The organism is Methylobacterium sp. WL64 (assembly GCF_008039945.1).
Lineage (GTDB): Bacteria > Pseudomonadota > Alphaproteobacteria > Rhizobiales > Beijerinckiaceae > Methylobacterium.
This window is the reverse complement of record NZ_VRVA01000011.1, coordinates 47,827-67,826: the sequence shown is the minus strand read 5'-3', so window position 1 is coordinate 67,826 and position 20,000 is coordinate 47,827. Positions and strand designations below refer to the sequence as shown.

Genomic DNA, 20,000 nt, shown 5'->3' with positions numbered 1-20,000 from the left:
CGTGATGACGGTGAGCGGCGCAACGAACAGATTGAGGTCGGCCTCACGCCGGCAACAGCAGCTCCGCCTTCAGCCCGCCGAGATTCGATCGCCCGAGGCTTAAGCCGCCGCCGTAGAGCTCGGCGAGTTCGAGGGTGATCGGCAGCCCGAAACCGTGGCCCGGCACGCCCTCGTCGAGGCGCCGTCCGCGGGCCATGACCGCCTCGGCGGCCTCGGCCGCGAGGCCGGCCCCGTCATCCTCCACGGCGACCCGGACGCCGTTCGCCTGCGGGAGTGCCGTCACCCGCACGCGGCTGCGGCACCAGCGGCAGGCGTTGTCGACAAGGTTGCCCAGCATCTCGTCGAGGTCCTGCCCCTCGCAGGGCACCGTGAGGTCGTCCGGCACCGCCAGCTCGATCGCCACGCCCTTCTCGGCGTAGAGGCGCACCAGCGCATCGCGCAGGTCCGAGACCCGGGGCGCCAGGGGCGTGCGCCCCCGGGCCGAGCCGGCGAGCGCCGCCGCCCGGGCCCGGCGCAGGTGGTGGCGGACCCGCCGGTCCATGGCGTCCACCTGCAGGCGCAGGGCGCCCCCGGGATCGCGGGCAGGCTCGGCCAGCGCCATCGACAGGGTCGCCAGCGGCGTCTTGAGGGCGTGGGCGAGGTTGGCGACGTGACCGCGGGCCCGCTCCAGGTTCTGCGCGTTCTGGTCCAGCAGCGCGTTGAGTTCGGCGACCAGCGGCTTGATCTCGGCGGGCTGCTCCTCCGGCACCCGCTCCCGGTGCCCGGTGCGCACGGCGGCGAGGTCGCCGCGCAGGCGCCGCAGCGGCGCCAAGCCGAGGCGCACCTGCAGGGCCAGTCCGGCGATCAGGCAGAGGCCGAGCACGCCGAGCGCCAGCGCCAGGCTGGTCAGGGCCTCGCGCAAGGGGCCGTACAGGGCCGCCCGGGGCGCCGCCGCGACGATCGTGGCGGGGGGCGTGCCCGGCACGTCGAGGATGCGCAGGATCAGCCGCTCCCCCCGCGGCCCGGTGCCGTCCGCCGGATGCGGGCGGTCGGGCTCGTCGTCGGGGCCCGGCTCGGTGACGGTGATATGGCCGCCCCGCAGGGAGCCCGAGCCGAAGGTCTCTGCCCCCCGGCGCACCTCCCAGGCCCAGCCGGGCCCGTCCCGGTCGAAGGGCGGCGCGTCGCGATCCCGGGGCAGAAGGCCCGCCTCCAGGCCGGTCCGCAGCGCGACGATCTGGGCGTCGAGATGCCCTTCGATCTGCCCCCGGACGAAGCGGTGCAGGATCACCCCGATGGCGAGCCCGGCCACCACGAGCGCCGCCAGCACCAGCGCCAGGGCGGCCACCAGCAGGCGGGTCCGCAGGGAGCGGTGCGGCGGCGGTCTCTTCTTCGGCGGCGGCATCAGGCCGGATCCGCGTGCAGGCGGTAGCCGTGGCCCCGCACGCTCTCGATCCGCGCGGGGGCGATCTTCCGGCGCAGGCGGGTGATGATCACCTCCACGGAGTTCGAATCGACATCCGCGTCGCCCTCGTAGACCCGCTCGATCAGGTGCGGGCGCGGCACCACCGCGTCGCGGTTGAGCATCAGGCAGGACAGGACCCGCCATTCGAGGCCCGTGAGCTTGAGCGGCAGGCCCTCGTGCTCGAAGGCGCCGAGCCCCGTATCGAAGCTGAGAGGGCCACAGGCGATCCGGCTCGCCCCGCCGCCCTGCGACCGGCGCACCAGGGCGCGCAGGCGGATCACCAGCTCCTCCACCCGGACCGGCTTGACCAGGTAATCGTCCGCTCCCGCCTTGAACGCCGCGACCTTGTCGCTCCAGCCGTCCCGGGCGGTGAGCACCAGCACCGGCAGGGTCCGCCCGGCCGCCCGCCAGGCGCGCAGCACCGAGACGCCGTCGCCCTTGGGCAGGCCGAGGTCGAGCACCACCGCGTCGTAGCCCTCGGTCTCGCCGAGATGCTGCGCGTCCTCGCCGGTGGCGGCCCGGTCGAGGACGAAGTTCTCCGCGCGCAGGACCTTGGCCAGTTCGGCAGCCAGGGCCGCGTCGTCCTCCACCAGCAGGATTTTCAAACGTTTGCCCCCTCGTGCCCCGGCCCGCCCGACACCGTGGCGCTGCCGGAAGTTAGGGCCGCTCTCTCACGCTGCCCATCCATCCGGCCCCCGGATCTGCACCCGCGGCCAAGTCCTTGATCGCCCGCGCGTCTCGGCGCCGATCCGGCCATAGGCGGACGGCTTTAACCGAGGCTGAACCGGGCGGTTCAGGCCGGATTTGAGGGGGCGTCTTACGAAGGCGCCACGGACCGATCGGGTCCCGAACCTTCTCAAGAGGACGACAACGATGAGCGACGACAACACCATCGACGGCACCGCCCGCGAGATCCGCGAGCCGGCCTCCGCCAAGCCAACCAGAAAGGTCCCGGGGCGGACCTGGGTCGTGGCCGCGATCGCCGCACCCCTGGCTTTGGGTGCCGCCGGCCTGTCCCTGGCGCAGGGCACCGCGTTCCAGCCGACCCCGGTGGATCCGGTGGCGATCCAGGCGCTGGCCCCGTCGAGCGCCACCGCCATCAAGGGCGAGGTCGCCGAGATTTTTGGCAACAAGTTCGTGGTCCAGGATTCCACCGGCCGGGCGCTGGTCGAGACCGGCCCCGCCGGCGAGGGCGGCAACCTCGTGGCCAAAGGCGAGGCGGTGACGGTGCAGGGCCGGTTCGAGACCGGGTTCCTGCATGCCAGCGTGCTGACCCATGGTGACGGCCGCAAGGTGGTGATCGGGCCGGCCGGCGGACCTCCGCGTGGCAGCCTCGACTGGGCCAAGGACAAGCTCGGCCTCGGGCCGAACCCGGACGTGCCGGCGCTGACCGCCGCCGTCCAGGCCGCCGGCTACGGCGACGTGCGGGTGACCGGCCGCGGGCCGCGCCACCTCGACGTCGCGGCCAAGGACCGGGACGGGCGCGAGCACCAGCTCCATGTCGGCTTCGACGGCCAGGTTCGCGAGCGGCCGGTCCCGGGCGCCCGGCTCTGAGGCCTCGGTCGCCTGCATGTGCACGCCGCCGGACCGATCTCCGGCCCGGCGGTCAGGGACGATGCAACCGTTTCCCCCCTGCCGCGTCCTCCTGTCACCCAGCTGAACAGGAGGCACCCCTTGGAACCGATGAAGCCGATGGAACCCATGAAGCCGATGGAACCCATGAAGCCGATGGAACCCATGAAGCCCATGGAGCCGATGAAGGGCATGGAGCCCTTTTGGCCGAAGGACCTGGGCGATCCCTCGACCAGCGGCTCCCAGAACGGCATGAAATACGCGTTCTTCCCGGACAAACATCGTCTCCTGATCGAGCGCGACGGCCAGGTCTCAACCTACGATAGCGGTGACCACCGGATCGGCGGCGTCTCGCAGTCGGACGGCAGCACCAAGTCGCTAACCTTCTCGAGCCAGAACGGCGACGTGGATCTGGGCTCGCTCAAGAAGCTCGACTGACCGTCCAGGTCTGATAAGGCCCAGCACCCAACCCGTTGAAAGTGCTGGCCCGCACAGGTTCGGTCAGCCTGGAGGCCGCCCTATCAACCTCCCGGTCGTCCCGGGGCGCCGGAGGCGAGCCCGGGATCCAGAGCCGCCGACGATGCGAAGCCTCGATCCCACGGTAGTTCTGGATCCCGGGTTCCGCTCCGCGACCCCGGGATGACAGGGGCGGCTTCATAAAGGCCTGAGCCTAAGGTTAGCCTCGTCGGGCGAACGGCACAGAACGCGATTCAAACCCGCCAGAGGGGCTGGGTTCGGGCCATTCGGAAACAAGGCGTTTCGGGTTTGGGACGATGTCTGCGGGTGTTCGACCCAGGGCCGGGAAGCCCAGCCGCCTTTCCCTCCGGCGCCGGGCCCTCTAAGCCCGGCCCGGCCATGCGACCCCTCCCGCCGATCCGTCCCGAACCATGCGCGCCTTGATCGATCTCGTTCGCATCATGCATGCGCGCGATCGGCGGCGGCTCGCCCTGATCGCGGCGGGCCTGGCGGGCGCGGCGCTGTTGGAGGTGGTCGGCGTCGCCTCGGTGATCCCGTTCCTGACCCTGGTCGGCGACCCATCGGCGGCGACCCGCGTGCCGTACCTGGCCCAGGCCCGCGAGGCCCTTGGGCTCGCCGACGCGCGCAGCTTCCTGCTGGTCACCGGCGGGGCGGCGCTGCTGGCGATCCTGACCACCGCCGTGGTCAATGCCGGGCTGACCTACGCGCAGCTCCGGTTCACGCATCTGGCCGGCTACGGCTTCAGCCGGCGGATGCTGTTCCGCTACCTCGACCGGGAGCGGCTGTTCTTCGCCCAGGCCAACAGCGCCGAGCTTGCCAAGAACGTCCTGTCCGAGACCGACCGGCTGGTGGTCGGCGTGCTGACCCCGGCCACCGTGCTGGCCTCGCGGGCGACCTCGGCGCTCGCGGTGATCGCGTTCCTGCTGGCCTACGCGCCGCAGCTCGCCCTGATCCTCGGCGGCGGCTTCGGCGGCCTCTATTTCGGGATCTACCTGATCATGCGGGCCCGGCTCGCCCGGCTCGGCGGCCGCTCGGTGGCCGACAACGAGGCAAGGTTCCGGATCGTGCAGGAGACGTTCGGCGCGCTCACGGAATTGAAGCTCTACGGCCGGGCCGAGGCCTTCGCGGGCCGGTTCGACGCCCCGGCGCGTGCCTACGCGATCGCCACCGCCGAGAGCCTGCTCACCGGCCAGATGCCGCGCTTCGTGATCGAGGCCCTGGCCTTCGGCGGGGTGATCGTGGTGGTGCTGTTCGCCCTCGCCCAGGGGCTGGATGTGGCCGGGATCCTGCCGCTGCTCGGCCTGTTCGCCTTCGCGGGCTACCGGATGCTCCCGGCCTTCCAGAACATTTTCACATCCGTCTCCCTGATGCGCTTCTACAGCCCGGTGGTGCGGGTGATCGTCGATGAACTCTCCGGCGAGCGCCGCCCCGGCCCACGTACCGACGAGCGCCTGCCCTTCGGCCGTGCCATCAGGCTGGAGGGGGTCGGCTTCGATTACGGCACCGGCCGACCGGCGCTGGCCGAGATCGACCTGACGATCCCGGTCAACACGACGATCGGCCTCGCCGGCCGCACCGGCTCGGGCAAGTCGACCCTGGCCGGCCTGCTGCTGGGGGTGCTCACCCCGGGCACGGGCCGGATCACCGTGGACGGGCGCGTGCTCGACGCCAGCGCCCTCCCCGCCTGGCAGAACCGCATCGGCTACGTCCCGCAGGACGTGTTTCTCGTGGACGGCACCGTGGCCGAGAACATCGCCCTCGGCCTCGACGCGCCGGATCTGCCCGCCGTCGAGCGCGCGGCCCGGCTCGCGGGCGCGCATGATTTCGTGGCCGCCCTGCCCCACGGCTACGCCGCGCGCGTCGGCGAGCGCGGCGCGCGGCTCTCCGGCGGCCAGCGCCAGCGCCTCGGCATCGCCCGGGCGCTCTACCACGATCCGGACGTGATCGTGTTCGACGAGGCGACCTCCGCGCTGGACGACGAGACGCAAGGGGCCGTGATGCGCGCCCTGCGGGCGCTCTCGGGCCGGCGCACCGTGATCCTGATCGCCCACCGGCTCTCGACCCTGGAGGGGGCAGACGCGGTCCACGTGCTGGAGGGCGGCCGGATAGTGGCCTCCGGGCCGCCGGAGACGATCCTGCCGGGATTGGGGAATGCGGCGTGAGGTGGCGCCCTCCCCTTGCGTCCCGGTCCGCGTCCGTTACCTCGACGGTTCGAGGATCGCCCGGGAGGCACGCTTGAGCACGCGCATCGACCTGACCGCTCCGGACGGCACCACGGCCGTGCTCTCCACCCACGGGGCCGAGCCGGTCTCCTGGCGGGTCGGCGGCACCGAGTACCTGTGGAGCGGCGATCCGGCGCATTGGAACCGGCACGCTCCCTGGCTCTTCCCCGTGGTCGGCGCCTCGGCCGGCGGCCAGGTGACGGTCGGGGCCGCGCGCTACCCGATGGCGCAGCACGGTTTCGCCCGGGACCTGCCGTTCACGGTCGTCGATCGCGGCGCCGACGCGGTGACGCTTCGGCTGACCGACGGGCCGGAGACACGGGTGCATTACCCGTTCGCCTTCCGCCTCGACATCGCGGCCCGGGTGAAGCCGTCCGGGCTCGACCTCACCGTCACCGTGGTCAACACGGGCGACGTTCCCCTGCCCTACGCGCTCGGGTTCCACCCGGCCTTCCCGTGGCCCTTCGCGGGTGGCGAGCGGGCCCGGGACGGCGGCTACGCGGTGGCGTTCGAGCGGCACGAGCGCCCGTTCGCCCCGCAGGTCGGCCCCGGCGGGCTGCTGCTGCGCGACGAGCAGCCGATCCCGCTGTCCGGCGATACCCTGCCCCTCGACCCGGCGATCTTCACCGAAGCCTTCGTGTTCCGGAATGCGCAGAGCCGATGGATGCGCTTCACCGGACCCGGCCAGGGGGCGGTCAAGGCGATCCGCATGGAGATGGAGGATTTCCCGCACCTCGCTGTCTGGACGAAGCCGACCGCGCCGTTCCTGTCGCTCGAGTGCTGGACCGGCTACGCCGACTGGGCGGATTTCTCCGGCCCGCTTCAGGAGCGCGACGCGCAACGCGTGCTGCCACCGGGTGACGAGGCTCGTCACGGCGTCCGCCTGACCCTGGAAACCTAGCGGTTGCGCGTCTGGGTCGCCCGACCCGAGCCGGGGGCCACCCGCACCGGCGCGGCCCTGGCCGCGCGCGGGCACGCCCCCCTCGTGGCACCGGTGCTGGCGATCGGGCCGACCGGCGCGGAACCGCCCGCCGGTTCGTTCGACGCGCTTCTGTTCACCAGCGCCCACGCGGTGCCGGCCCTCCGGGACACGCAAAGCCTGCGCGGGCTGCCGGTCTTCGCGGTCGGCCCCCGGACCGCCGAGCGTGTGCGCGCGGCGGGGCTCGGGCCTGTTCGGGAGGGACCGGGTGACGCGGCCGGGCTCGCCGCCCTCGTGGCCGAGGTGTTGCCGGCCGGGGCGTGCCTGCTCCACGCCACCGGGACCGCCCGCAAGCCCGAGCCCGAAGCGACCCTGACGGCCGCCGGATTCACGATCGTGATCGTCGAGGCCTACACGGCGGATCTGGTCCCGACCCTGCCTGCTGCCGTGGGCGACGCACTCGCCGCCGGGGCGCTCGATGCCGCGCTGCATTACTCCCGCCGCAGTGCGGCCGCCGCGCTCGCGCTCGCGGATGGATCGGGACACGGCGGAGCTTTCCGCCGCTTGAGGCATTACTGCCTGTCTGTTGATGTCGCGTTCCCCCTGGAAGCCGCCGGCATCGCGGTCCATTTCGTTGCGGCACGGCCGCGGGAAACGGATCTGCTCGATGCCCTCGCGCCACGCTTCGGCGACGGCGCGCGGTGACAGCGGGACAGAGCCGCCGTATCTCGCCCTCGCGCCCGGTGCCGCCGCGGTGCTACGGGGGCGCGGCGACGCCGAAGAGTTGGAGGACTTGCCCGTGACGCCACCACCCAGCGACGCCGACAAGCCCGGAGCCGGCGGTCCGAAGCCGGGCGGCGCTCCGTCCACCCCTGCGCAACCCGATCCGGGCCGGACCGAATCCCGGCCAGGTGCGAAGTCGCCCGCCCCCGCGGTGGGGGGCGCCAAGCCCGTGCCGGTCGCACCGAATCAGCCGGGTGCACCCGGCACTGGATCTCCGGCGGCCACTCCGCCCAAGCCGGCGACCGAGCCGGTCTTGACCGTCAAGCCGGGCAGCCCCGGCGCGGCCGACGGCAAGCCAGAAGCCGGCAAACCACTTGGCGACGGCGCCAAGCCGTCCGCCGCTGGAACGGATCGTCCCGGCGAGAGCAAGCCTGCCGCGTCCCAGCCGGGTGCCACGGCCTCTTCGGGCTCCGAGGCCAAGCTGGCGTCCGGCATCGCCGGGCCGAAATCCGAACCCGGCAAACTCGAACCCGGCAAGCCCGAAGCCAGCAAGGTCGAACCCGGCAAGCCCGAAACCGGCAAGGTCGAACCCGGCAAGCCCGAGGCGGCTAAGCCGGATCCCACCAAGGCTGGCCAGCCGGGTGCGGGCGCGCAGGGTGGCGGTGGTCCCCGGCCCGGTGCTGCGGCGACCGGTGCCGCGGCCGCTGCGGTCACGGCCGGGCCGATCCTGGACCTGAAGGCCAAGCGCATTCCCGATCCGCCGCAGCCCGGCAAGGACGCCCCGAAGGATGCGCCCAGGGACGGGTCGAAGGAAACTGGCAAGGAAACTGCCAAGGACACTGCAAAGGTTGCCGCGAAGGAGCCCCCGAAGGGCTCCGGGACGACGGCCCTGACCCCCGTGACCCCGCCGGCCGGGCGGGCCCGGGCCGGGTTCGGCTCCCTGGCGGCGGCCGGCCTCATCGGCGGCCTGATCGGCGCGGGCGCGCTGTTCGGCGCAGAGCGCGCCGGCCTCGGCACTGTGCGGCCGAACGCCTCCGATCCGTCCCTGTCCGGCCAGGTCGCCTCCCTCGACAAGCGGGTGGACGGGCTCGCCCCGCGCGATGCCGTCGCCGACCTCGACAAGCGTGTCGCCGCCGCAGAGGCCGCGGCCCGGCAGGCTCTGGAGAAGGCCCCGGCCCCCGGCGGCGCTGCGACGGACGGGCAGGCGCCCGCGACGAATGCGGCGGTGCCGGCCGATCTCGCCGCGCGCCTCGACAGCCTCGATCAGCGGGTCGCCGCGCTCCAGGAGGAGCCCGGCCGGGATCAGGGGGGCGATGCCAAGCTCGGCGCGGCCCAGGCGGCCGATCCCAAGCAGGTCGCCGATCTCGATGCGCGCGTGAAGGCGCTCGAGGCGGATCAGCCCGACAAGGGGGCCGCGGCCGAGGCGTCGAAGACGATCGCCGCCCTGCAGGGCGAGGTCGAGCAGCGGACCAAGGCCAATGCCACGGCCGACGCCGCCCTGGGCCAGCGCCTCGACAGCCTGCAGCAGGCCCTCGACGCCCGCGTGAAGGCCGCCACCGAGGCGGTTCAGGCGGCCACGCAGGCGAGCCGCACCGCCGCGGAGGCGGGTCAGACCCAGGCCGCCGAGGCCGCGAAGGCGGTCGACCGCCGCCTGCAGGAGCAGGCCGACAAGATCGCCGCGCTCGACAAGAGCGTGTCCCAGCGGGCCGAAATCTCCACCGTTCAGGCGGCGCTGCGGGTGGTGGTGGCCGATCGCGTCGCCTCGGCGCTCGCGGCCGGCATGCCCTACGCGGAGCCGCTCACGACGCTGCGCAAGCTGGATCCGGGTGCGGAAGCCCAGGCCACGGCGCTCGCGCCGTTCGCCGAGACCGGCGCGCCGACCACGGCCCAACTCGCCAACGCGTTCCGGCCGGTCGCCGAGCAAGTCGCCGCCAAGCGCCGGTCGCAGCTGGCCCGGAGCGCCGCCGAGACCGGCGATTTCCGCACCAAGCTCCTGAGCATGGCCGACGGCCTCGTGCAGGTGCGCAAGGTCGATGCGCCCGCCGCCACGCCGGAGGCGTCCGACGAACCCGAGGCCAAGGTCCAGGCAGCGCTGGACCGCGGCGACCTGCCGGCGGCGTCCGCGGCCTTCGCGGCCCTGCCGCCCGAGATGCGCGACCAGGCCGGCGATTTCGCCGCCAAGCTCAAGGCCCGGGCCGCCGCCGAGGAGTCCGTACGGGCCCTGCTCGCCGGTGTCTTCAAGGCCCTGCCTACGGATGCGGCCTCCGGTGCCGCCCCGGCGGCGCCAGGCCGCTAGGCAGTGACGGCGTCGATCCGCGCCTCGCGCGGCTGCATCTTCTCCGGTCGGGCGCCCAGGCGCCCCGCCTCTCCCGCACCCAGCGGTGGCCGCCCGGCGGCCGTCGACAGGAGACACTGACCCCATGTGGCGCGCCCTCGCCTTCCTGGCCCTGCTCGCACTCGCCGCCTTCGGGGCGGTCTGGATCGCCGACCGGCCCGGCACCGTCACCGTCGTCTGGAACGGCTACCAGATCGGCACCAGCCTCGCGGTCGCCCTGGTCGGCGTGATCGCCGCGGCCATCTTCCTGGGCCTGCTCTGGGCGATCGTGCGCGGCGTGATCGGCCTGCCCGAGGCGCTGGTGCGCGGCTCGGCGGAACGCCGCCGGGCGAAGGGCTTCTCCGCCCTCTCGCGCGGGATGGTGGCGGTGGGCTCGGGCGACCCGCTCGCCGCCCGCCGCTACGCCGGGGATGCCGAGCGGCTGCTCGGCCCCGAGCCGCTGACCCTCCTGCTCAAGGCCCAGGCGGCACAGATCTCCGGCGACCGCGACGCCGCCGAGAGCGCCTTCCAGCGCATGGTCGACGACCCCGAGACCCGGGTGCTCGGCCTGCGCGGCCTGTTCGTCGAGGCGCGCCGCCGCGAGGACGAGACCGCCGCCCGCGCCTACGCGGTGGAGGCGGCCCGCCTCGCTCCGAGCGTGACCTGGGCCAACGAGGCGATGCTGGAGGCGCAATCCGCCGACGGCGACTGGGGCTCCGCTCTCGAGACCATCGAGCGGCGCTCCTCCCTGGGGCTGATCGACAAGCCGACCGCCCGGCGCCAGCGGGCCGTGCTCCTGACGGCGATTGCCGGCGAGCGCGAGGCCGGTGAGCCGGAACTCGCCGCCGAGCGCGCCCTGCAGGCGGTCAAGCTCGCCCCCGACCTGGTACCGGCAGCCTGCATCGCGGGGCGCCTGCTCTCGCGCCGGGGCGACCTGCGCAAGGCCGCCAAGGTCGTCGAGACGGCCTGGAAGACCAATCCGCACCCCGACCTCGCCAAGGTCTATCTCGGCCTGCGCCCCGGTGATTCGGTCCGCGACCGCCTGGCCCGGGCCGAGACCCTGGCCAAACTCACGTCCTGGGATCCGGAATCCCGCCTCGCCGTGGCGCAGGCGTCCCTCGACGCGCGCGAATACGGCCGGGCCCGGGAGGCCCTGAAGCCGCTGCTCGCCGACCGCCCGACCGTCCGCTCCAGCCTGATGATGGCGGCGATCGAGGAGGCCGAGCACGGCGCGGCGTCCGGTCAGGCCCGCGAGTGGCTGTCCCGGGCGGCCCGGGCGCCGCGCGACCCGGTCTGGATCGCCGACGGCATCGCGTCCGACACCTGGGCGCCGGTCTCGCCGGTCAGCGGCCGCCTCGACGCGTTCGCTTGGCGCGAGCCGCCGAACACGTTGGCACCCTCCGAGCCCGCGGCGGAGCCGGAGGAGCCCGACCTGCCGAAGCCCGTCCTCGTCCCGGCCGAACCGATGTCGCGCGCTCCGCTTCCGACCATCATCCCCGCCGCCAGCCCGCCGGCTGGTCCGGGGGCCGACGCGGTTTCCGCCGGCATGGCGTCTGCGGCGGTCCCGGCCTCGGGCGAGCGGGCCGCGCGGCGGACGGCATGACGAATCGGCTGGTCCGGCCTTAGCCGGATAACGAGAGAAGAGTGGGAGATATCAGTCTTGTACTGAACTTTTCCCTCGGTCGCGCGCTTACGTTGACGTCAGTTGTTGATACTGCGTACCCTGTTGCTGATGCACGCCCGCGCCGACCGAGGATCAGACAATTTGCCCTCCGCTTCATCTCCCTGTCGCGTCGCCGATCCGGCGGGGCGCAACGCGGGTTCCGACCCGGCCGGTCCTGTCGTGACGGCCGCGATCGAGGACACGGCCGAACCGCGCCGGCAGGTGGGCGTTCTGCCGTTTCAGCAGGGGCGCGACGGTGAGAACCGGATCCTCCTGGTGACTTCCCGGGAAAGCCGGCGCTGGGTCATCCCGAAGGGGTGGCCGATGAAGGGCCGCAAGCCGTTCGAAGCGGCGGCGCGCGAAGCGTACGAGGAAGCCGGCCTGCGCGGCGATGTCGGCAAGCGGCCACTCGGCTACTACGTCTACCAGAAGCGCCTGAAGAACCTCGACGCGGTCCTGTGCCAGGTCAAGGTGTTCCCGCTGAAGGTTCGTAAGCAGCTCAAGAACTTCCCGGAGGCGAATCAGCGCGAGTTGCGCTGGTTCACGCCTGCCGAGGCCGCCGAGGCCGTGTCCGAATCGGGCCTCGCGGCGATCATTCGCGCCACATGCCGGCAAGTTAAGGCGACGGACGCGTAACCCACCGTTGCCAAGCCGGCGATGATCCGTTATTGCCCCTCTCAGCCGGACGGACACGCCCCCAAGCGGGGTCGCCACGGCGCTTGCTGCGGTAGCTCAGTGGTAGAGCACTTCATTGGTAATGAAGAGGTCGACAGTTCAATCCTGTCTCGCAGCACCAGCAAACTCAGTAGCTTAGCCTACAATCTTTCAGCATCTGCACCCCACAAATTATCGTAGGGGTGCAGTGGGGGTGCAATCATCGAGTTGCACTCAGTAGCGGTGCGTGAACGTCATCGGACGTGTCAGTTAACCGCGCCTTGGTTTCCGGCTCGTCCGTATGCCCCGTAAGTGACCGGAGCGAGTGGCAGGCGGCGTTCAGCGGATCCGGCTGGACGATGACACCTTTGCAGCCTGAGCGGTTTCCTGAGGCTCCTGTGAAGCTCCGTCGTCCGGCTGGTAGCCGCTGCACGCCTTTACCCTGAAAGCGTCGTCAACCATCTGCTGAAGACGTCGGCCGTCGAAGCGAGAAATCGACCGGCTCAACTCGGCCAGCTCGTCCACCGTCGCGCGGTTCAGAACGGCCTCAAGAGCCGTGGGTCTGGCCTGCTGCTCAGCCTGCGCTTTGGCTTCGGCCTCGTTCGTCCTGGCGTCGCGTTCCTCCAGGATCCGGGCTCTTTCGGCCCGTACCTCAGGTGAGACCTGGTTGCGCTCGCGGCGTTCCTTGGCTCTGGTCTCGCGGCGGCGTGCTTCGCCAAGCTGAAGGCCCATCAGGGCGGCGGTGTGGCTCATGATTTGACTCCGGCTTCAGCCCTCAGGCGTGCGGCAAGTTGAGGGTGAGTGTTTTGGACAAAGGCGGCGTGTGTCCGGTTTCCGGTCGCCCAAGGCGATCCGAACACCCTGACCAGCTCATCGGCCTGTCGCTGCTTGATCTCGCTGGACCCGGCCTTAGCGGCCTGGTTCAGCTCAATCGCGCGCTCGGTGGCAGTCTTGCTGCCTGGCGTCGGTTTGGTGCTGGTGGTCCGGCCGGTCTCGGTGCCAGCCGGCTTCCCGAACCCAACGCCGTAGAGGTCGAGGGCCTGGTTGAGGTCGCCGCGCCGGTCGCCACCAATGCTGAAACTGAGCACCGGGTGGTCGCCGGTCTCGATACTGGCCCCGCTGTTCAGAGTGGCGTTGAGGCTTTCGGCCTCCTCAGTGGTCAGCTCGCGGTTGCCTGCGGTCGCGTGAGCCCGAATGCTCGGGAGAAAATCAATCGACGCGCCCTTCATGCCGCCATCTCCTGTGTTTGCGGTGCGAGCTGGTGGAGCGCCTGGCCGAGGGTACCGAAGCGGCCGGCACCGAGGGCAAACCCGAGCTTCATGGAGACCGGATCGAGGTCGAGGATCAGGTTCAAGCTCTGGTCCAGCCACACGATTTCATCGGGGCTAAGCTCTCGGCCTCCGGCCAGGCCATGAGCCCGGATCTGCTGATCGAAGCTGACGTGAACGCCCCTCACCGAGCCGGCTCACGGACTGCGGATGCGAGGGCGCCAATCTCCAGTAGGGCTGCGGCCAGGGTTGAGCGGATGAATTGGGGCCGGGACAGACGCTTGTCCTTACGAGCGCGGTCCAGAGCCTGAGCAACCTCGCCGTCTAGTTCGACGTAAAGTCTCACCGGCACTTGCGCGGTGTTGGTGGTCATGGTGGTTTCTCCTGTTGGGGATGTGAATGGCGCACGCGAAAGCGCGCCGCGGACTGGGGTCCGAGACGTTGAGGCCGGAGTGGATCCGACAGTTCAGATTATCAGGTGGGTGCTACCGGGTGAATGTATGGCAGCCTGCCTGAGCGTCTAGCACACCAGGCCCTCTTTGTCAAGCCACTGCTTCCGAAGCTCAGGTCTCTGCTTCAGATGTACTGTTCAGAAGCGTGGCCGTGGGCGGAACCGAGTTCTAACGCCCTTCGGTCTGGTCTGGCCTTCCGAGAATGAGTCTTGTTCTGGATGGCCTCTAGGATCGCCCAGGAGACTCGCTGGCGGCCGTGAGCTGTTTCCGTGGTAATCCCCACAACCGACCCCTTGTCGCCTCTGTGTGAGGCTCTCAGGGGACGGGTGGGGCGGAACTGAGGTTCTTAGGACCTTCGGTCCTGTTCCGGCCTCTGATGATGAGGGGTCTGTCGTGACCACCCTCCTCGTTGAGGGTATCAGATGGCTGGTCCCTTTCGCTTGGCGTTCTCGATCCGGCCTGCTTCCCGGTACCAGTCCCGCCACGCCTTGTGCCAGTCGGTGCGCCTCCAACTGTTCTTCATGGCGTGAGCCTTGAAAGCGTAGAACGTTTCCTGGACGGTTTTACCGACCGGACCAGCGTATGCGTCCGTGGCCATGTCCCGGATTTCCTTGCTCCAGAGTAGTGTGTTCGGCCACGTCGTCTCTCGGGGCTTGGTCTGACGCTCGACCTTCGTGTCTGGCTGGTTGGTGTGGGTGCTGTCCTGCGGTCCCTGGTGCCCCGTCGAGGGGCTGAAGGGGGCGACAGGACCGTCCGAAGCTGATGAGGGACTTAAGGGAGAAGAGATTTCCTTCGGAGATTGAAGGTTCAAAGGTTCGGGTGAACTGGAGTTCAGCCCCTCCCCTGAACTGGAGTTCATCCCCCCCCTGAACTTGGGTTCAGCCCCCTCCGTCTCGGATTGGCTGTCCTGAGCCGGCCCGGGGAATGGGATGACGTTGGTCCTGGAGGATGATGCCGGACCCTCGCCCCGCTTGGCCGGGGTGCCTCCCGTGGTCGTCTTGGTCTGGAAATCCCAGTGCGGTACGTCCAGGAGGGTGTACTTGTTGCGGACTTTCTCACCGCCGGAAACCCAATCGATCAAGCCGGCCGCCTTGAGTTCGTCCAGGGCCTTGTAGGCCATCCGTTCGGAAATGCCGGAGTCTTCGGCGATGCCGGGAACAGACGGATCGCACCGGCCGGTGGTGCTGTTGTGGCGGGCGGCCAGCACGACAATGACGCGCCTGCCTGAGGGCGTGAGTTTCTTGTTGGACTGGAGCTTGAAGGCCCACTGAAGCTTGTCGAAAGAGGATGGGTGAGCGCTCGGCGCCTCTTGAACTCCAGGCCCAGGTGTGCTAGGAGGAGCGTCTAGTTGTTTGATCACTGTCTTTCCGCTGTGGTAGGTGGAGGGCATGTTTTCGGTTCCTGTGAGAGCCCGTTTCGATCCTCTTCGCGTGGTGGCACGGGGATCGGGCGGGCTTCTTGCTGTGTGCTCTGTCGCGTTGCGAGGAGCGGTGAACCTGTCGGAATGGCAGGATGGGATGGGCGACCAGGTGGTGAGCCGGTCGCCCCTATTTCCGTCAGGGTGCCCGTATTTCTCTGGAAAATAGGGATTGCACCCAAGTCACTGATTTTACGGAATAATTTTGGCTGAAGGACGCTGATCGCCCGTATTCTTTGCCCGCATTTCCCCCTTTAGGGAGTGATGGAGAGGAAATACGGCAGGCTGCAACACTACTCAGAGGCAACCGAAGGTACCTCATCCCTGTGGGGGCTGTAGATCCTGGACCCTGTTCTTGATGATGCCAGCGTGGATCGCAGCTGATCGGATGCTGAAGAACTCGCCCGCCTCCACGCGCTTGGCGATGTCCGGTCGGTCTCGCCGGATCCGGCTGGCAAGGTAGCTGACGCTGTGACCCCTGGTGGTGGTGGCCGGCTCAGTGGTCGGCTTGCCCTGGTAGGCCAAGGGCCGGGCTTGCTTCATGGTCTGAGCGGCCTGAGCGGATCGCTGTGCCCGCTTCTCAGGTGTGATGGTGACGGCTGGCATGGTTCGGTAGGTTTGCTTCCTGTTGAAACGAAACGTTATCACATGATAATCAAACGCCCCGTGAACGGGTTCCGCTAGCGTCTCAAAGGCTTAGGATAGGCGATGTCGGGGCGGTCACGCTTGAACGTGAGTTCCAACATACTCGCGAGGGTCTGCATTCGACCCATTGCAGGCCCTGGGAAGGTCCGCTTCCCGGCAGCTCCGTCCATTCAAGTGCTACTACTATAATCCGTGTTGATCTCAGTCGCTTCATCCACGGCAAAGCATTTCGCGGCCTCTTTCGCGAGCGCATGCAGAAGAGCTGTCGTGAACGCCTGCATCTCGGCGCTCCCGTGCTCCATGACTGCTTCATGCGCCTTGCGGCAGGCATCGACCATCTCATCGAAATCATGGCCGTCGATCATCATACCTCTCACTCTTCAATTCGCTCTCAACGCGCAGCAGGCTGCTATGGTACTATCCTGGATTGCGACGTTGAAGTAGGTTAAGAACCGGGGCGGAAGATCTCTGCGGCCCGGGAGTGCTGTCCATGCGTCATCCAGCATGGCCAACGTCGATCGGCGCAAGCCGCCGCGACCCCAATCGTGACGCCCTTCAGCGGATCGCGGATACGTTGAAATGTCCGGTCGAGACGCTGCTGAAGTCGGCCCACTCGGAGGTCTACCCGGACGAGACGGCGGAACTCGTCCGGCTTTGGTTCAAGATCCAGGATGCCACGGCACGCCGAACCATCCTCGAACAGTTGCGGGCTGCGGCGGGCGAGCCGTCGCGTTGAGGTGAGCGACAGGGAATGCCGCGAGCCGGGCATCCAACCAACGGTGCGGGCGGCGCTCAATCCCAGTCCTCCAGTTCGACGACCGTATCGCTGAACGGCACCGTGAGCGCAGGCTGGCCCGCCTGGTCCATGATCTCAAACGAGCAATCCATCCAGTCGCGGACGAAGGTGTGACGCTCCCGCGCGATCATCACACGTGCCTGCGCTAGGACATCCTCCCGCGCGGCGTTTAGGTCAGCGTACACCGCGCCTTCCGGATCCACGGCCAGACCTGTAGGTCCAGGCCGATGCCGGACGTTGATGAAAAAGAGCGGCATCAAGCACCCTCGATCAGGCGGGTGAACTCGGCCTCGGGCAGGCCGTAGCCGTTGTCCGCCACTTTCTCCAGGGTCTCGCGATCCAGGATCGTGATGCGCCCGCGCCGGGCTCGGATCAGCCGGTTCCCCTCCAAAACCTGGATGGCCAGGGTCGTGCTGGAGCGGTGCACGCCGAGCATCATCGACAGAAACTCGTGGGTGATCTGGAGGTCATCGCCGTCGAGCCGGTCGTGGCACATCAGCAACCAGCGGGCGAGGCGCTCATCAATGGTCTGGCTCGCGTTCGCGAAGGCGGTCTGCGCCGTCTGGACGAATTGCACCTGGATCGAGCGCACGAGCAGCCTGTGCAAGCTCGCGCTCTGATCGACAGCCGCGCACAGCGCTTCCGTGGTGATGCTCAGTATCTCGCCCGCGCTTTGAATGAAGTGATCGTGTGGTGTGCGGTCGTCGCCGAGCAGGATGGGCAAGGCACCAACCAGCCCCTCGCGTCCAATAATGCCGAGCTCGACTTTCTTGTCCGAGCCGTGGGTGGTGATCGAGCAGAAGCCGACCTCGGGAAAGAACAGCTGCTTGATCGGGGTGTTGGGCGCGATCAACTGCTGGCGCAATTCAGTCACCACCGGCTGCAAGTGCGGCTGCAACAACGCAAAGTCGTCGGGCGAGAGCTTCTTTAACAGGCGATTGCGGACACTGGGTTGCTGATGCGGAGACATAGCTCTGCTCCCTGCTGGGGCAAGAGCACGCTCTGTCTCCTAAGCGCCTGCGCCCGGATCAACCGGCAGGCGATGACGATCATAGGCGGGTTCTGCTAGCCGTGGCAATGCGACATACAAGTCGGTGATGTATCTAACAATTCGGATTGTTGGATACATCACCAAGGACCAGCGGCATCTATCTTGGCCCGTTCATCCATGTGTATGACTTGGATCAGTGAGCTCTGTGCCTCCCACGAATAGGTGGACACCTCAGATGGCCGGAGCATCGCATGACGCGGATGGATCGACAGCCTGTGGTCCTGCTCGCAGAGGGTGATGCCGTCATCGGCATGGACCTGAGCGACGCCTTGGAGTGGGCCGGCTACCGGGTGCTTGGGCCGGTCGATACAGCCGCAGAGGCGCTGCGCCTGCTCGTGCAGGAGAAGCCGGCTGTGGCCGTCATCGACGTGGCCCTGAGGGATGGGTTCTGCGCGGACCTGGCTCGCACCCTGCGCCGCCTCGATGTGCCGTTCCTCGTCCACTCAGGGTGGCAGCGGGAGGAGCGAATGGCCAGTCACTTCCAGGGCGCCCCCTGGCTCGGCAAGCCAGCCCTGTCTGCGGACATCGTCATCTCCGTGAACGAACTCGCCGCGTCCATATTTGCGCCGGTTGCCCCGGCACGGCTCCCGGAGCTCGGGGGCACGGGCAATCCGCTGATACGCAAGCTGGAAGGCTTCACGACCCTGTCGGACGCAGATCGAGCGACCTTGGCGCGGATCAGCGCGGAGCCACGCCACGTCGGGCCCCGCTTCGACTTAGTGCGCGAGGGCGATGCCCCCGAGGGCGTGTTCCTGGTGATGAACGGCATGGCGGTCCGCCATAAGCTGCGGGCGACCGGGGCACGGCAAATCATGGCGTACCTCGTGCCGGGGGACATGTGCGACCTCGACGTCGCCCTGCTGAGCGAGATGGATCACACCCTCTCCACCGTGTCGGACTGCGAGGTCGTACGTCTGACGCCCGACACGGTGGCCGACCTTCTGGCGAACCATCCGCAGATCGCCCGAGGGTTGCGCAAGGCCCAGCTCGTCGACGAGGCGACCTTGCGCGAGTGGTTAGTCAACGTGGGTCGCCGCTTCGCCATAGAGCGGATCGCGCACCTGTTCTGCGAGTTACTGCTGCGCTTCCGAGCGGTTGGATTGGCGTCCGACGACAGCTGCGACCTGCCGGTCACGCAGGTGGACCTAGCCGACACCACGGGGCTCACCCCCGTCCATGTGAACCGCTCGCTCAAGGAACTCCGGCAAAAGGGGTTGATTGAACTGAGGAACAAACGGCTCAAGATCCTCGACCTGCCCCGCCTGCGGGCGCTAGCGGAGTTTCGGCCCAACTATCTACACCTGGACGACCGAGCCGCCGCATGAACCTACGACTGCAGCCCGTGCAGGTCGCCACGAACAGTGACGACACTGAGAGCCAGCTGGTCTTCGCGGACGGCTTTCTAGTCGCGGTTCTGGTCCGTCTCTCCGAGCAGCATGAGGACGACGCGGGCAGGTGGTTCATGGAGGCTGGGTTCGGTCCGATTGATCTCAATTGCCCCCCTCTGTTCATAGATCTGGATGAAGCGCAGACCTGGATCCTGGACCAGCTGTCGTCCGAGTTGTGACAACAGCACGGTTCTGATCGAGGCTTATTTAGAGAATGTCTGCTTCGGGGCGAAAGGCTAAGGTCTGCTTTCCACCCTTCTCGGACGTTCAGAGGGATCGCTGCCACCGCCGCCCAAAGTCATCCTGCGCGGTCCAGGTCGAGCGGATCGGCGCCTACCCGAACCCGAACTGTCGGCGCAGGCTTTGAGCGAAGCTGCCCGGCACTAGATCGGCCGGTATCCCGCGCTTCCGGGCTGCGGCCTGCTGATCGACGGCGTGATCCAGCCAGCCCTCATATTCGGGGCCGAGACCGAAGTACTCCGCGTGCTCGGAGTCCGGCCATACGGCATCGAAGGCGCGCTCCCTGTCCGGCGTCGTCCAGGCGTGGCGCAATGGCAGCCGGCGACTATCGCCGACAACGGATCGCGGGAGGAGCCCGAAGCCGGTCCTGAACTGCCATCCGTGGCGTTGGGCAAGGGTCTCGCTGGCAAGAATGCATTTGCCGGCTGGCCAGGTCTCGGTGCCCGGAGGCAGCTCGGCGCCCGTGTAGGAGCGACCGTTGCGGATCAGGAAGGCCAGGTCTCGCGGTTGCAGGGTTCCCGCGTCGCGTAGGGCGACGATCACGGGGTGTTCAAGGGTGTCCATGGTATTGGGGTCTCTTTTGGAATTTGGGGAGTTTTTGTGGATCGTGAAGTGCCCAAACGGATCGAGGCCGGGGGGTCGTCGAAAGAATGGGGGTTTCGCCTTGGGCGATAAAATTTCTGAACGCCTTAGCCAGGGTGGGGGGTACTTCCCTGTAGAAAAAACTGACCCTTGCATTATCGCAAGTGGTAGGCATG

The 20,000-nt window shown here is 68.8% G+C and carries 23 protein-coding genes and 1 tRNA gene; 12 read left to right on the top strand and 12 right to left on the bottom strand.

Annotated elements, in window-relative coordinates; translation table 11 throughout:
• Positions 1-43: 43 nt before the first annotated feature.
• On the bottom strand, positions 44-1,381 hold the full coding sequence (locus FV242_RS08365) for a sensor histidine kinase (RefSeq protein WP_147938610.1): 1,338 nt from the start codon (positions 1,379-1,381) through the stop codon (positions 44-46).
• On the bottom strand, positions 1,381-2,046 hold the full coding sequence (locus FV242_RS08360) for a response regulator transcription factor (RefSeq protein WP_147907004.1): 666 nt from the start codon (positions 2,044-2,046) through the stop codon (positions 1,381-1,383). Before FV242_RS08360 ends, FV242_RS08365 begins: the two co-directional genes overlap by 1 nt.
• 268 nt (positions 2,047-2,314) lie before the next feature.
• Between FV242_RS08360 and FV242_RS08355 the strand changes: the two genes are divergently transcribed.
• The 9 genes from FV242_RS08355 (at position 2,315) to FV242_RS08315 (ending at position 12,127) form a co-directional block, all read left to right on the top strand.
• A complete protein-coding gene (locus FV242_RS08355) occupies positions 2,315-2,995 on the top strand; it encodes a DNA-binding protein (RefSeq protein ID WP_147938609.1) in 681 nt (226 codons plus the stop codon).
• A 156-nt stretch (positions 2,996-3,151) separates the two neighbouring features.
• Positions 3,152-3,451, top strand: coding sequence for a hypothetical protein (locus FV242_RS08350; RefSeq protein WP_147907049.1), 300 nt, complete (start codon positions 3,152-3,154; stop codon positions 3,449-3,451).
• Between the two features lie 449 nt (positions 3,452-3,900).
• Complete coding sequence (locus FV242_RS08345) at positions 3,901-5,652, top strand: ABC transporter ATP-binding protein (RefSeq protein ID WP_147938608.1); 1,752 nt, start codon at positions 3,901-3,903, stop codon at positions 5,650-5,652.
• A 73-nt stretch (positions 5,653-5,725) separates the two neighbouring features.
• The gene (locus FV242_RS08340; protein WP_147938607.1) at positions 5,726-6,613 is read left to right on the top strand and encodes an aldose 1-epimerase family protein; all 888 of its coding nucleotides are present in this window, start codon (positions 5,726-5,728) and stop codon (positions 6,611-6,613) included.
• Positions 6,614-6,616: 3 nt separating this feature from the next.
• On the top strand, positions 6,617-7,336 hold the full coding sequence (locus FV242_RS08335) for a uroporphyrinogen-III synthase (protein WP_147938606.1): 720 nt from the start codon (positions 6,617-6,619) through the stop codon (positions 7,334-7,336).
• Positions 7,299-9,650, top strand: a complete 2,352-nt coding sequence (locus FV242_RS08330) for a translation initiation factor 2 (protein WP_147938605.1) — start codon at positions 7,299-7,301, stop codon at positions 9,648-9,650. Before FV242_RS08335 ends, FV242_RS08330 begins: the two co-directional genes overlap by 38 nt.
• Positions 9,651-9,774: 124 nt before the next feature.
• Complete coding sequence (locus FV242_RS08325; RefSeq protein WP_147938604.1) at positions 9,775-11,271, top strand: heme biosynthesis protein HemY; 1,497 nt, start codon at positions 9,775-9,777, stop codon at positions 11,269-11,271.
• 240 nt (positions 11,272-11,511) lie between these two features.
• Complete coding sequence (locus tag FV242_RS08320; protein ID WP_147938603.1) at positions 11,512-11,967, top strand: NUDIX hydrolase; 456 nt, start codon at positions 11,512-11,514, stop codon at positions 11,965-11,967.
• A gap of 85 nt (positions 11,968-12,052) precedes the next feature.
• Positions 12,053-12,127, top strand: a tRNA-Thr gene (locus tag FV242_RS08315).
• 197 nt (positions 12,128-12,324) lie between these two features.
• Here FV242_RS08315 and FV242_RS08310 read toward each other — a convergent pair.
• From FV242_RS08310 to FV242_RS08285, 7 genes are all read right to left on the bottom strand, one after another.
• Positions 12,325-12,738, bottom strand: coding sequence for a hypothetical protein (locus FV242_RS08310; protein ID WP_147938602.1), 414 nt, complete (start codon positions 12,736-12,738; stop codon positions 12,325-12,327).
• On the bottom strand, positions 12,735-13,214 hold the full coding sequence (locus FV242_RS08305) for a hypothetical protein (protein WP_147938601.1): 480 nt from the start codon (positions 13,212-13,214) through the stop codon (positions 12,735-12,737). The genes FV242_RS08310 and FV242_RS08305 overlap by 4 nt, the downstream gene beginning before the upstream one ends.
• Entirely contained in the window at positions 13,211-13,357 is a 147-nt protein-coding gene (locus FV242_RS34435) for a hypothetical protein (protein ID WP_187278364.1), read from the bottom strand. The genes FV242_RS08305 and FV242_RS34435 overlap by 4 nt, the downstream gene beginning before the upstream one ends.
• 80 nt (positions 13,358-13,437) lie before the next feature.
• The gene (locus FV242_RS08300) at positions 13,438-13,626 is read right to left on the bottom strand and encodes a hypothetical protein (RefSeq protein WP_147938600.1); all 189 of its coding nucleotides are present in this window, start codon (positions 13,624-13,626) and stop codon (positions 13,438-13,440) included.
• Positions 13,627-14,123: 497 nt separating this feature from the next.
• Complete coding sequence (locus tag FV242_RS08295; RefSeq protein WP_147938599.1) at positions 14,124-15,095, bottom strand: helix-turn-helix domain-containing protein; 972 nt, start codon at positions 15,093-15,095, stop codon at positions 14,124-14,126.
• A 345-nt stretch (positions 15,096-15,440) separates the two neighbouring features.
• A complete protein-coding gene (locus FV242_RS08290) occupies positions 15,441-15,665 on the bottom strand; it encodes a hypothetical protein (protein ID WP_147938598.1) in 225 nt (74 codons plus the stop codon).
• A gap of 272 nt (positions 15,666-15,937) precedes the next feature.
• The gene (locus FV242_RS08285) at positions 15,938-16,135 is read right to left on the bottom strand and encodes a hypothetical protein (protein ID WP_147938597.1); all 198 of its coding nucleotides are present in this window, start codon (positions 16,133-16,135) and stop codon (positions 15,938-15,940) included.
• Positions 16,136-16,341: 206 nt separating this feature from the next.
• On the opposite strand from FV242_RS08285, the gene FV242_RS34430 reads away from it, so the two are divergent.
• Positions 16,342-16,503: a hypothetical protein gene (locus tag FV242_RS34430; protein ID WP_187278363.1), complete on the top strand. Its 162-nt coding sequence runs from the start codon at positions 16,342-16,344 to the stop codon at positions 16,501-16,503.
• Between the two features lie 56 nt (positions 16,504-16,559).
• Here the strand turns inward: FV242_RS34430 and FV242_RS08280 are convergent, their stop codons facing one another.
• Positions 16,560-16,820 (bottom strand): hypothetical protein, encoded by a 261-nt coding sequence (locus tag FV242_RS08280; RefSeq protein WP_147938596.1) that lies wholly within the window; start codon positions 16,818-16,820, stop codon positions 16,560-16,562.
• Positions 16,820-17,533: a Crp/Fnr family transcriptional regulator gene (locus FV242_RS08275; RefSeq protein WP_147938595.1), complete on the bottom strand. Its 714-nt coding sequence runs from the start codon at positions 17,531-17,533 to the stop codon at positions 16,820-16,822. The genes FV242_RS08280 and FV242_RS08275 overlap by 1 nt, the downstream gene beginning before the upstream one ends.
• A gap of 272 nt (positions 17,534-17,805) precedes the next feature.
• Here FV242_RS08275 and FV242_RS08270 point away from each other — a divergent pair, with 272 nt between their 5' ends.
• Positions 17,806-18,939: a helix-turn-helix domain-containing protein gene (locus FV242_RS08270; RefSeq protein WP_147938594.1), complete on the top strand. Its 1,134-nt coding sequence runs from the start codon at positions 17,806-17,808 to the stop codon at positions 18,937-18,939.
• Positions 18,936-19,181 (top strand): hypothetical protein, encoded by a 246-nt coding sequence (locus FV242_RS08265; RefSeq protein ID WP_147938593.1) that lies wholly within the window; start codon positions 18,936-18,938, stop codon positions 19,179-19,181. The genes FV242_RS08270 and FV242_RS08265 overlap by 4 nt, the downstream gene beginning before the upstream one ends.
• A gap of 154 nt (positions 19,182-19,335) precedes the next feature.
• Here the strand turns inward: FV242_RS08265 and FV242_RS08260 are convergent, their stop codons facing one another.
• Positions 19,336-19,806: a hypothetical protein gene (locus FV242_RS08260; RefSeq protein ID WP_147938592.1), complete on the bottom strand. Its 471-nt coding sequence runs from the start codon at positions 19,804-19,806 to the stop codon at positions 19,336-19,338.
• Positions 19,807-20,000 lie beyond the last annotated feature (194 nt).